Genomic DNA, 13,527 nt, shown 5'->3' with positions numbered 1-13,527 from the left:
TCCGATACTTTCTGCCACCGTACGGTTGGCGAGAAGCATGAATTCCTCGACGAGTTTATTGGCATCCTTAGAGCGCTTGTAGTAGCAGCTTACTGGTTTCCCCTTTTCGTCAACGTCGAAATGCAACTCTTCGCGGTCAAACTTAACAGCACCATTTTTGAATCTTGCGGCACGCAGTTTCTTAGCCAGTCTGTCAAGCGTAATGAGCTGAAGTGCGTTTTCTCCCTGATAAGGATGTTCCTTTGTTTCGGCTGGAGCAGGTTCGCCAGTACCATCAATCACACCATTTGCTTCGAGGAGTTCCTGTACCTCTTCATATTTATATCGGCGGTCGCTCTCTATGACGGTATGTACGATGCGATAGTTCTTGACTTCGGCATTGTTGTCGAGTTCGAAGATGACGCTGTACGCAAGTTTTTCCTCATTAGGACGAAGCGAGCAGATAAAGTTACAGAGACGCTCTGGGAGCATCGGGATGGTGCGATCTACGAGATATACAGATGTTGCACGTTTCACAGCTTCCTTGTCGATGATGCTGCCCTCTGTGACGTAATGTGACACATCTGCGATATGAACACCTACCTGCCAGTTACCATTCTCCAATCTCTGGATACTGAGGGCATCATCAAAGTCCTTGGCATCCTTCGGGTCGATGGTACAAGTGAAAACTTTTCGGAAGTCCTCTCGTTCTTTGTAATCCTGTTCTGTGATGTCGCCGCTTATCTTGTTGGCTGCATCTTCAACATTCTTTGGATACTTATAAGGTAATCCATATTGAGCAAGAATAGAATTCATCTCAACATCATTATCACCCATCTGGCCAAGAATATCAACAACTTCGCCAATAGGACTCTTGTTTTCTCCATCAGGCCACTCGATAATTCGTACCACCGCCTTGTCATCGGTCTTTCCTCCCTTTACTTTTCTTCTAGGAATGATGATGTTGTGAGCAAAGACATCGCCAGGTGTCACGAGGTAAGCCAGATCCTTATCTACTTTCAGACGCCCTACGAAGGTATCTTTAGCGCGTTCAAGGATTTTGTTGACCTGTGCCTCCTTGATGTGGTTCTTACGGCGAGCGAGGAAGGTGAATTCCACCCTGTCGCCATTAAGTGCTCCCATCGAATTACGTTCAGAAACGAAAATAGGCTTCTCGCTATCATCAGGGATAACAGAGTTTTTGCCATTTGCCTTCCTAACGAATTTACCTTCCATCACCTGTATGCTTTGATTCAGGCGATAAGAATTATCACTTACCTTAGCCAGGTAGTCATCCCATGCCATTTCCTCCATAATGTCAATCGCCAGCATCTTAAGCGGATGCGTCGTAAGATGGAGGGAACGGAATATCTCTTTAAAGCTGAGCGTTTCGCCCGGTCTTTCGGCAAAGAATTCCTGCAGCATCTCAGTGAGCTGCGCTTTGTTCATTCTTTTGCCACCTTTTTTACCTTTTCCCATAAATTATGACTATTATTAGTTTTATAAGGCAAAGAAACAAAAAAAAAAGGAGAAAACAAAGTTTCTTGGCATCTTTTTTCGTTTTTTATTAAATATGAGGCAAAAAAGGACACTTGTTTCGATTTTTTTTCATAAGTTGCGTCGCATGCCGCCTTCATCATGCCGTGGTGGGCATAACGGTACACAGCTTCTCCACATCCTCTTCGAAAGTCTCACGATTCAATGCCTTGTTCTTGAATGCTGACCGATAGTTGTAGATAGTGCGAGGCATATAGAACAACAGGGAGGCAATCTCGGAACTGTCCTTAACGCCCAATCTGATGAGGGCAAATATGCGCAATTCGGTGGTGAGGCTCCTGCTATGTGCTGGTTTCACTTGTTCTTCTGGTTTGAGCAAGGCATTGAACTCTTCTATGAACGAAGGATACATGTCGAGGAAGGCGGTGTCGAACTGTAGCAAGAAGGTGGCTGAGTCCTTGTCTGACAAGCGTGAGGAGGAAGTCATATTGAGCAAGTCGTTTCCTTGTCCCACTTTGATCTTTCGGTGTACCAATAATTCAAACTTGCTCAGTCGGTCAATGAATTTGGCGCATAGGTCGATATACAGTTTCGCCAATCGCTCGCGTTGCTTGTTGGTGTCTGTCAAGCGTGTGTTGAGCAAGTTGAGTGCATCGTTGAGGCTTGATAATTGCGTGTTGCTGTCAGATAGTTCGATACGATGCTTGTGCAGCAACTTGTTTTGTTGTCTATAGAAGTAGAAAAGCACGAGCATGATGATGAGGAGGATGGAAATCCCCCACAAGGCAGCGCGCATCAAGTTGTTTTGTGCGGTTAGCTTCTCTCGATAGTTCTTGACAATGATAGGCAGCTTTTGCGAGATTTCGATGATGCGCAGTCGGTTGTTGTACGCCTTTGCGTCATCCATGGCAAAGTTGATATAGCGTTCGGCTCTAGAAACGTTCTCGTTGTCTTTCTGGTATAGATACATGGCAAAGTCTTGTAACGCAAGATTCTCGCGAGTGCAGTTCTTCAGGTCACTGATACATGCCTGTACGATGTACTCTTCGTATTTCTCGGGTTGATGATTTGCACTATAGTTGTTGGCTATTGCAAATGCCGCCATGGCATAGTAACGAGAGTTGACAGGTATTTCCTTCAAGACACGAAAGTAGTGACTCAATGCCTTCTTGTCGTTACGTTCCACGTAAATGTAGTATTCTCCCAGGAAAAAATTGTAACGTTTGTCATTCTTGCTGAGCAGACCGACCGCCTGTTTCAGAAACTCAGCAGCTTTTTGTCTGTACTTGGGAGCGTATGTTGCGTCATGGCAATAGTCAGACCAATACATATATATATAATACTTCGTGATAGTATAGTCAAAGGAAAGAGATGGAGTGAGCGAGGAAAAGTCTATCTCATTGAGCAGAGACATAGCCTCTCCATAAAGTCCACCGATGGCAAGCAGTGATGCTTTTTCTATTCTGCTTTTGTCATGGTAGAACTGGTTGGCGGTCTTATCAGCCAACTCTATGGACTTGTCAACATACACCATGGCGGAATCAAACTGATAAACGTAGTATTCATTGAATAGCTTGTCATAGATAGAAAGTAACGTGGCGGTGCTCTTGTCCTTGTCCATGATTCCCTTGTAGGTGTTGATACTAGCCTCCTTTTGCTTGAAGATTTTGGATCTGTTGTCTAAAAGGCTATCTAAAGTAAAAGAAAGTTTCTCGTTTCTTGTTGCAGACAAATGGCAACAAGAACATATCAATATGAATGTTATAATAATTCTTTGCATGGTAATCTCGCTTTTTAAAATTGTGTGCAAATATACAAAATTATTTTTGGGTAGCCAAATAATAGGCTGTGTTTTTATGAAAAAACACTTATTACCGCAAAATCCCCTCCAAAGACGAATGTACTTGATACGAATTTCCGATTATTTGTATGTTGCTCATTATCATGGGAATAAGGGATTTGTCATCATTCGTTTTTGTACTAATCGTGTACTTTGCCGCATGATGGTAGTAGATTATGACTATCTTTGCCGCATCTTTTAACAAAAATAACCATCAACTAAATGTTTGAATTATGAAGAAACCTTTCATTATGCTTATGATGAGTAGTTGCTTATTGTTAACTCCTTCCATGGCACAAGTAGTGGTCAATGATCCTGTAGCAACAAGTCAGGCTGTCATTACTTGTGGCAATGCTCGTTTTACGGTTCTTACTCCGGAGATGATAAGAGTGGAGTATAGCGATCAAGCGAAGTTTGAGGATCGGGCGACCTTCACCATTGTCAATCGTAAGTTGGATGCGCCTCAGTTCACCAAGAGTGAGGATGACACCTATTTATATATAATGACATCCAACCTGAAGCTCAAGTATCGCAAGGGAACTGATCCACGCACCCTTCCAGCCTCTTCAGCCAATCTTACCATCGCTATAACAGGTAATGGTGTTTCTACAGTTTGGTATCCTGGCAAACCAGATCCACTGAACTTAAAAGGAACTTGCCGTACATTGGATGGTCTGATGGGCGATAGCAAGCGTTCGGAAATGGAAAGTGGTTTGGTTTCTCGCTCTGGTTGGGCTGTGATAGACGATTCATGGGCTTCACCTCGTTCTGATGGAGGACGTTCTTATGCCTTGTCTCCTAATAGTGATATGGGGTATCCTTGGTGGACACAGCGTGCAGACAATCATGCCATGGATACTTATGTGTTAGGATATGGCCATAATTACAAGAAAGCTCTTGCAGACTATACCAAGATTGCTGGTAGCATCCCTCTGCCACCTGATTATGTGTTCGGTTACTGGTATAGTAAGTATGCTTCTTATTCGGCAGATGATTATCGCAACATTATGAGCGACTTGAAAGCCAATAAGATACCTACCGATGTGATGATTCTCGATATGGATTGGCATTGGAATGGAAATGCTTATAGTCAGTCGGAAGGTCGTGGTGGTTGGACTGGTTGGTCATGGAACACCAACCTCATACCTAATCCAAAAGGTCTTCTTTCCGAGATGCGCTCACAAAATTTTAAGACTGCGCTCAATTTGCATCCTGCCGATGGTATCAATCAGATAGAGTCGCCTACTTATTTCGCTGCCATGAACAGTGAATTAGGTGGCAAGTACCTGAATGACAATCGTGACAATATAAATTGGAGCTTGGATTATACCGATTTCACCAAGTCGTTCTTTAAGAATATAATTCGTGACCATGAGAGCGAGGGTGTGGATTTCTGGTGGATAGATTGGCAACAATATCTTACCAGTCCGTATACCAACTCGTTGAGTGAGACTTTCTGGTGTAATTATGTCTTCTTCAATGAGGCTGCCAAGCGTGACAACCATCGTCCTGTTATCTTCCATCGTTGGGGAGGCTTAGGCAGTCATCGTTATCAGATTGGTTTCTCGGGTGATGCCAATATTAGTTATGAGGCTTTGGCTTTTGAACCTTATTTCACAGCTACGGCATCTAATGTGGGCTATGGATATTGGGGACATGACTTAGGAGGCCACATGTTCTCGAACGAGGAGTTGGTAAACAATCCTAACTTGGTGTTGCGATGGATTCAGTTTGGTGTGTTTACTCCTATATTCCGTACTCATGCTACCAGCGATTCTCGCATAGAACGCCGTATTTGGAAATTCTCAAATTTCCCAACCATCTTGGAAGCAGTTCGTCTGCGTTACTCTCTCTTCCCTTATATATATACCATGGCGCGTAAGACCTATGATACTGGTGTGTCAATCTGTCGTCCATTGTACTATGAGTATCCTGAGGTAGAAGAAGCATATACATACGATAATGAGTATTTCTTTGGTGACGATATCTTAGTGGCACCTATCACTGAGAAATCTGATGCAAGAGGTATCACGACAAAGGATGTATGGTTGCCAGAAGGAAAATGGTGGAGTGTGTCTACTAATGAATTGATAGAAGGTCCTCGTTTGGTTACCATGTCATTCACAGATAAGCAGATACCTTATTTCTATCGTCAGGGAGCATTGATTCCTAACAATCCTGCAGACGTGATGAATGTTACGGAACGTCCTTCGCAATTGGTGCTCAACATAATTTCTGGAGAGAATGGCAAAGGTTCCATTTATGAGGATGATGGTGATAATCCTGATTATTCATCTAATTATGCAGAGACTATGCTTAGACAGAGCTTTGATGGGCATGTAGGTGAGTATGTCATTTCTCCTCGCAAGGGTACATCTAAGGAGGCTCCAAGTAGTCGCTCTTATAAATTGTTGATATACAATACAGATAAGCCATTGTCCGCTAAGGTGGATGGAATGCAAGTTACTTTCACTTATAATGCGGAGAGTAAGTGTACTACGATTGAGGTACCTTCTGCAAGTTGCTCTATGGGGCATCGCATAGAAGTGGAGTATGCCACAAGTTCTGCTGTGGCAAGTATCACGGCAAATGATGCAAAGATAGCTTATGACAGTGCCAGCACAAAGTTTATCGCATCTGCCCAATGCTCAAAGAAAATATTGGTAGAGTAATCAAGATAATTATCATAAAATAATTATACTATCCAAATAATAATTTAAAACAATTAAAAATGAAGACATTCCTAAAAAAGACAATTGCACTGGCATGTTTTGCCATGCTGATGCCTCTTTCGCTTCTTGCGCAAGATGTTCTGAAAGTGCACGGAATCGTTACTGACCCTTCGGGTGAGCCCCTGATAGGTGTCAATGTAAAGGCTGGCTCTTCTAGTGTGGGAGCAGTCACTGATTTGGATGGAAAGTATTCCATCGAAGTTTCACCTAAATCTACTCTTACCTTTTCATACGTAGGTTTTGAGACAGTCGTTGAGTCGGTGAAGAACCGCAGACAGATGGATGTCACCATGAAGGAGAGCTCTGATGTGCTCAATGAGGTGGTGGTTATCGGTTATGGTACTATGGACAAGAAAGAGCTTACTTCTGCCATTTCTCACGTAAGCGAGAAAGACTTCCTCACCATCAGTTCCCCTGATGTTTCCATGATGATCCAGGGTAAGGTGTCGGGCGTGAGCATCACCAATACCGCGGTGGGCGACCCAAACAATCAGGCAAGCATCCAGATTCGTGGTGTCTCCTCTCGTGCCGCAGGCAATGGACCTCTGATTGTGATTGACGGTGTGCCAGGTGGCAACCTCACCAACATCAATCCTAATGACATCGCTTCTTTCGACGTATTGAAGGATGGTGCAGCCTCTGCTATCTATGGTACTCGTGGTTCCAATGGTGTCATCTTGGTAACGACCAAGAAGGGAAGCAAGGACGGCAGAACGCACGCTTCTTACTCTACCTCTTATACTTGGAACACGATGGTGAAAGACCTGAAGATGATGAACGCTCAGGATTTCCGTGATGTTCGTCTGGGATGGGGTGACTCTGGCGTTGACCTCGGCGGTAATGTAGATTGGCTTGATGCCGTCAGCCGTACGGGTACTACCATGCAGCATACCCTGACCCTCAGTGGTGGCAATGACAAGAGCAACTATCGTGTGAGTGCCGATTATCGTGATGCCAAGGGTATCGACCTTCGTTCTCGTCGTCAGGAGTATGGCGCTCGTGCCAACATCATGCATACCACCAAGGGTGGACTCTTCACCATTACTGCCAATGTCGCTCCTCGTGTCATCTACAGCGACAAGGCTGATTACAGCGTATTCAAGGATGCTCTTGAGGCTAACCCAACTACTCCTTTGATGGATCCAGATAATCCGATTCGTTATTATAACTTCAAGGGTCAGGTTGTGGGTTCCAATCCTGTGGAGCGTCAACTCTTGGAGACTGATAAGGATGATATCCGTTTGATCGACTGGGATGGTACCGTTAAGTTGAACCTCTTGCCTTTGTTGGCAAAGAATGCATCTGGCAATCATCATCTCTCTACACAGGTGATGTTCGCTGACCATCAATATACTCATGATGCCTCTTGGTTCCGTCCTTCTACCAGCACCATAGCTATTGAGAGTGGTCGTGAAGGTGAGGCAAGTCGTTCTTCCAGCAAGGAGAGCCAGTATGTAATGGAGTGGCTCACTAATTATAGCGGTAGCTTTGGCAAGCACAATGTGAAGGCTATGGCAGGTTACTCTTACCAGTATTCTCAGTATTCTGGTTTGAACGCATCCAACAAGGATTTCCCTAATGATGCTCTGGGTCCAGACAACTTGGGTGCTGGTGAGTTTAATAAGGAAGAAGGTGAGGTAAACATGGGCAGTTACAAGAACGATGCCAAGCTCATCGCTTTCTTCGGTCGTGTAAGTTACGACTATGCAGGCAAATATATGTTTACCGCTTCTCTTCGTCACGAGGGCTCCTCTAAGTTTGGTGCTAACCACAAGTGGGGTAACTTCCCAGCTGTATCAGCTGGTTGGCGTATCTCTGAAGAGAAGTTTATGAAGGGCGTCCAGTGGATCAGCGACTTGAAACTTCGTGCCGACTATGGTGTGACGGGTAACCAAAACTTCGATAGCTACAAGTCATTGAATACCATGAATGGATTTGGCTACTATATATATAATGGTAAGTTCTTCCAGGTTTGGGGTCCAGCCAAGAATGTGAACCCTGACTTGATGTGGGAGAAGGGTAAGAACTGGAACGTAGGTATCGACTTCTCTTTGCTCAACAATCGCATCTATGGTTCTTTGAACTACTTCAACCGCAAACAGCAAGACTTGTTGGGTGACTACAAGGTATCTGTTCCTCCATACCTCTTCGACAATACATTCGTCAATGTAGGTACGATGAAGAACTACGGTTTTGAGTTTGACCTCAATTTCCGCCCTGTCACTACCAAGGATTTCTCTTACGACTTCAACCTCATCGGTTCTACCATGCAGAATAAGTTCGTAAGCTTCAGCAACTCCCAGTTTGTAGGTCAGGACTATTATGATGAGGTAGGTACTTCTGATCCATATCCTTACTACAACTTGCAGCGCATTGAGAAAGGCGAGTCTATCGGTAACTTTTATATGTGGAGATATGCTGGTCATACAGAGGATGGCGAGTGGTTGGTCTATGACAAGAGCGGTGACATCATCCGTGCTTCCCAAGCAACGGCAGACGACCGTGTGAAGGTGGGCAATGGTTTGCCTAAGTTTACCTTGTCTTCCAGCCAGAACTTCCGCTACCGCAACTTCGACTTGTCGTTGTTCTTCCGTGGTGCGTTTGGATATGACATCTTCAACATCCACGATTTCTATTATGCCAACCGCAACTTCACTGGCAATCGCTTGCAGAAGGCATACGGCAAGAACTTCAAGATTTCAGGCAATGCCAACCCTGTGGTTTGTGATTACTTCTTGGAGAGAGGTGACTACTTGAAGCTCGACATGATTACATTGGGCTATACGCTCAATTTGCAGAAGTGTCGTTTCATCGACCGCATTAGAGTATATGGTACTGTAAAGAACGTGTTCACCCTTACCAAGTTTAGCGGTGTAGATCCTTCTACCTATCAGGTGAACGGACTCACCCCAAGTGGACAAGGTTCTCGTGACTACTATCCATCTACCCGCCAGTTTATCATTGGCTTGAACGTAGATATCTGATAATCATCTAAAAATATAGAAATAATGAAAATATTCAATTATATTGTATCTGCTGCTTTTGGTACACTTGCCATGACAAGTTGTACTGATTTGAGCGAGAAGCTCTACGATCAGGTGGCATCAGAGAACTATTATAATACCAAGAACGATGTGGTCAGAGCCACATTCCGTCCTTTTGAGCATGCTTACTGGAGCATAGAGAGTCGTCATGTGCTCAACGAGCTTACTGCCGACCAACTGATTACTCCTACCCGTGATGGTTGGTGGGATGATGGTGGAAAATGGCGTAGATACCACTATCATGAGTATAATGTAGAGGACGGAGGTGATTGCCAGACCGAATGGAATGGCTGCTTCCAGGGTATCATGCAGAGTTGTAAGGTCATAGAGGACTTAGGTACGCTTTCTTTTGAAAAGTTCGGTTTCTCACAGTCTGAGTTCAACAACCTTACAGCCCAGTGCCGCGTGTTGCGAGCATGGTTCTACCTTCGTTTGCTCGATGGTTTCCGCAATGTGCCATTGGTGACCACAACCACTGGCGCTTCCATGAAGCAAGTGGAGCCTAAGGTAATCTACGATTTCATAGAGAGCGAGTTGAAGGAGTGCTTGCCACTTCTTGTTGAGAAGACAGAGCTTGGAACAAACTCTACCCTTCAAGGTCAGTGGACCAAGGCAGGTGCAGCCGCCTTGTTGGTTCGTCTTTATCTTAATGCCCAAGTATATATCGGCGAGGATCATTATACAGAGTGTGCCCAAGTGGCTCAAGACATCTTGGATGGCAAGTATGGCAAGTATCAAGTAGCAGACCGTTGGGATGCCGCCTTTGACTGGGACAATGATGCTTGTGATGAGGTAATCTTCGGTTTCCCAGGTGCCCCAGGCTATAGCCATTGGCAGTATGATGGCGATACCTATATGTGGACAGTACCTGCACGTGCCAACTATTATCTCAATGATACCAAGAACAAGGCAGGTGGTCATAACACGAAGTATGCAGCTTCTCCAAGCTATGCGCCTAACGGTACGATGTATAAGTACGACTTGGGTATGCCTATCCAGAAATTCAAGAAATATCCAGACGATGAGCGTCTGAAGCTCTATCGCAACTTGGGTAACAGCAAGCGTGAGGGTATGTTCTTGTATGGCTACTTGGAGTATAAGGATGAGAATGGAGCTACCAAGCGTGTAAAGGCACCAGAGGTAGATTATGAGTTGTATATCCGTGATGCTGTGGGCAAGTTCCAGAGCACTCCTCCTACCAAGTGGCTATCTGCAACCTCTTCTACCTTGCGTGATGGTGACCATAACTCAGGTTGGCATTTCGTAAAATATCCTCTTTATAGCGATGATGATGAGCATCAGTTGGAGAGCGATTATACAGAGATTCGTTTGCCAGAGATTATCTACTCGCTCGCAGAGTGCAAACTTCGTCAAGGCAAGCCAGAGGAGGCAGGTAAGTTGCTCAACAGCGTGCGCAAGCGTAATTATCCTGCTGCTGATTATGAGGAGTATCTCTATGCGCCTGAGGGTAATGCCAAGCTTGACCTGGACGAGATGCTCGATGAGTGGGGACGTGAGTTCTTCGCAGAGAGCCGTCGCCGTATCGACCTCATCCGCTATGGCAAGTTCTCTTCTGGTACCTGGTGGGACAAGACTCCAGATGCCGACAAACATACAGAGATTTGGCCTATCATGCGTGATGTCTTGAATGCAAACCATGAGTTGGTTCAGAATCCTGGTTATAATAAGTAAACCATTTTTAATAAGATACAATTATGAAACGAAATATTCAATTGAAGCAATTCAGCCTCAGCTTGTTTATTTTCTCTCTCCTGATGACCTTGTTTACTGGTTGTGATGGCGAGAAAGACTTGAAGATCATTGATGGTAATCTGCCAATTAAGACTTCTACGTTGTTCATGGTGGGTGATGCAACCCCAAATGGATGGAGTATAGACGATCCAACTCCTTTTACCCAAAAGGCAGATGACCCTATGCTCTTTACTTGGGAGGGTACTCTCAATGCAGGAGAAATGAAACTTTGTCTTGTAGCTGGTAGTTATGACAATCCGTTTATCCGTCCAGTCAATGACCAAGAGATAATCTCTAAGTCAAATGTTAGTGGACAGACTTTTGCGATGTGGGCAGGCGCCCCTGATAACAAGTGGAGAGTTACAGATGCTGGTAAATATCGTCTTACGTTTGATATGCGCAATTGGACCATGTCTACCGAATACCTCGGTGAGAAAGAAAAGCCAGCTGTTGAGCCTATATCTTTAGAACACCTGTATATTATCGGAACCGCTACTCCTGGTGGCTGGGACTGGGGACAGGCAACTGAACTTACGAAGAGTTCTGACTACATCTTTGTATACGAAGGAGAATTAAAGACAGGTGAATTGAAATTTAGTGGCGAAAAAGATTGGGGTGCTTCCTTCATCCACTGCCCTTCAGATGGTGTCAAGATTAACAAGGATGGTGTAGAGGATGAGAAGTTCGAATATTACGCTGGTGGTAACGACAACAAGTGGAGAGTAGAGGTACAGGGCAAGTATCGCTTAACCTTGGATCTTAAGCACTGGACCATCAAGTCAGAGTTCTTGGGTGAGCTTCAGAAAGAAACACATATCTATATGATAGGTGATGCTACCGCAGGTGGTTGGGCTTGGGACAACGCGCAAGAGTTTACCCAGGATGCATCTAACAAGGATGTATTTACATGGGAAGGTCAACTCACGGAGGGTACATTTAAGATGAGTGAGGAGAAAGATTTCAACGCTCCTTTCTATCGTCCTTCTTCTGCCAATGTCACAGTAGATGCTAGTGGAGTTTCGGCTTCAGATATGGTCTTCACGGCAAGTCCTGACGACCAGTGGAAAGTAACAGAGGCAGGTACTTATCAAATCACCATTGACATCAACAACAAAACGATAAAGGTGGTAAAGAAATAATCAATTAAAGCGATTAGAACAATGAAAAAATCAATATTATTTTCCTTGGCGATAGTTGCCGTTTCTCTGTTTGGCTCTTGTGCCAATGATGTGGAAATGAACTATCCTTCTACTCACAAGCTATCCAACCTTCCTGTAGTGGAAGGTGTCCACGATGGTGTGAAGGCTCCTCTCTATTGGAGTGTATATGAGTATTGCATGTTGCAAAACGCTAAAGGTGTAAGCAACAACGATATGGATCTTACCTCCGACCAATGGGATGAACTTATCGACTATGTGGCCACCCAACTCAAGCCATCAGGCTATGACATGATTTGTACGGATGGTTTCATCCCAATGCTTTCCGAGGATGAGAGCGGTTATATGACCCATTATGGTTCTCAGGCTCTTAAGGACATTGCAGCCAAGTGTAAGGCGAAGGGCTTGAAACTGGGTGTCTATGACAATCCTCTCTGGATTCATGGTCCAAGAGAAACCAAGATAGAGGGCACGGAATATACCTTCAACGACCTCTTCTATAATGGCGAGAATAAGGACAAGTTGTCTCATCCTACTGCCAAGGACATGGATTTCTCTTGGGCTGTAGCCGAGAATCCCGGTTGCAAGGAGTATATCGATGGCTTCTTCAAGCATTACAAGGAGATGGGTGTAGAGTTCATCCGAATGGACTTCCTCTCTTGGTATGAGGATGGACAGGATCGCAACGTCGGTGTCACTGGTCGTGGCTATGGTCGCGAGAGCTATGCGCTCGCCATGCGATACATCGCCGAGTCTGCCAAGAAATATGGTATCTTCACCTCACTTGTGATGCCTCACTTGTATGCCGACGCACAGGTAGAGAGCCTTTATGGTAACATGATTCGTATCGTGGCAGATACAGGTACTGGTGGCTGGTGGCACTGCTCTGCCCAGGACAAGGGTAAGTCTTATCGCACATGGCCTAACTGCATGAATATGTTTGATGGATTTACCTATTGGTCGCATATCAGCGGTCGCAACAAGGTGATTCTCGATGGTGACTTCATTCGCCTCAATACATTCGATACGGATGCAGAGAAGCAGACGGTAGTTTCCTTGCAGTTGATGGCTGGTGGCCCAGTCGCAGCCTCCGACCTGCCATCTACGATTGGCAATGACATGAAGTATTATACCAACGATGAGTTGCTCGCCCTCAACAAGGATGGTTTCGTGGGCAAGCCTCTCAGCGACAAGCTCAACGACAAGAACAATGAGATATGGTATGGACAGATGACCAATGGCGACTATGTGCTTGGTATCTTCAATCGCAATGACAACTCCGACCAAGTGACAGTTGATTTCAGTACGCTTGGCATACAAGGCACCAAACAAATCCGTGACCTTTGGGAGCATGAGGACGAAGGCAGTGGCTCTTCTATCACAGCTACTATTCCTGCTCATGGTTGTAAGATCGTAAGACTCAAGTAAAGTATATAATTTACCTAATTTTGTATCACAATAAATGAAAAGTAAACTGAATAAACTATGTGTAACGTCCCTCTCTCGTCTAGAGGGGCTGTTACCTC

7 protein-coding genes (1 of these 7 only partly in view) are annotated in these 13,527 nt (G+C 44.8%); 5 read left to right on the top strand and 2 right to left on the bottom strand.

Going from position 1 to position 13,527, the window contains the following annotated elements; translation table 11 throughout:
• Positions 1-1,458: the 5' portion of a ribonuclease R gene (gene rnr, locus FO447_RS12025; RefSeq protein WP_118141984.1), read on the bottom strand. Its footprint begins 840 nt before the window's first position; the window shows 1,458 of its 2,298 coding nt (coding positions 1-1,458); its start codon is at positions 1,456-1,458; its stop codon lies off the left edge, out of view.
• Positions 1,459-1,615: 157 nt separating this feature from the next.
• Positions 1,616-3,208 (bottom strand): DUF6377 domain-containing protein, encoded by a 1,593-nt coding sequence (locus tag FO447_RS12020; RefSeq protein WP_234699000.1) that lies wholly within the window; start codon positions 3,206-3,208, stop codon positions 1,616-1,618.
• 341 nt (positions 3,209-3,549) lie between these two features.
• On the opposite strand from FO447_RS12020, the gene FO447_RS12015 reads away from it, so the two are divergent.
• Genes FO447_RS12015 through FO447_RS11995 form a run of 5 tightly spaced genes read left to right on the top strand, consistent with a single transcriptional unit; the run spans position 3,550 to position 13,429 of the window.
• Positions 3,550-5,988 carry a glycoside hydrolase family 31 protein gene (locus FO447_RS12015; RefSeq protein ID WP_118140947.1) on the top strand — a complete coding sequence of 813 codons (2,439 nt, stop codon included), beginning with the start codon at positions 3,550-3,552 and terminating at the stop codon, positions 5,986-5,988.
• A 59-nt stretch (positions 5,989-6,047) separates the two neighbouring features.
• Positions 6,048-9,032, top strand: coding sequence for a SusC/RagA family TonB-linked outer membrane protein (locus FO447_RS12010; RefSeq protein ID WP_233339720.1), 2,985 nt, complete (start codon positions 6,048-6,050; stop codon positions 9,030-9,032).
• 21 nt (positions 9,033-9,053) lie between these two features.
• On the top strand, positions 9,054-10,784 hold the full coding sequence (locus FO447_RS12005; protein WP_437181650.1) for a RagB/SusD family nutrient uptake outer membrane protein: 1,731 nt from the start codon (positions 9,054-9,056) through the stop codon (positions 10,782-10,784).
• A 23-nt stretch (positions 10,785-10,807) separates the two neighbouring features.
• The gene (locus tag FO447_RS12000) at positions 10,808-11,983 is read left to right on the top strand and encodes a SusF/SusE family outer membrane protein (protein WP_200756513.1); all 1,176 of its coding nucleotides are present in this window, start codon (positions 10,808-10,810) and stop codon (positions 11,981-11,983) included.
• A gap of 21 nt (positions 11,984-12,004) precedes the next feature.
• Positions 12,005-13,429 carry an alpha-galactosidase gene (locus FO447_RS11995; protein WP_118416722.1) on the top strand — a complete coding sequence of 475 codons (1,425 nt, stop codon included), beginning with the start codon at positions 12,005-12,007 and terminating at the stop codon, positions 13,427-13,429.
• Positions 13,430-13,527: the final 98 nt, after the last annotated feature.

It is taken from the genome of Segatella copri (assembly GCF_015074785.1).
Classification (GTDB): domain Bacteria; phylum Bacteroidota; class Bacteroidia; order Bacteroidales; family Bacteroidaceae; genus Prevotella.
The sequence above is the reverse complement of the archived record's forward strand: the minus strand, read 5'-3'. Positions and strand labels throughout refer to the sequence as shown.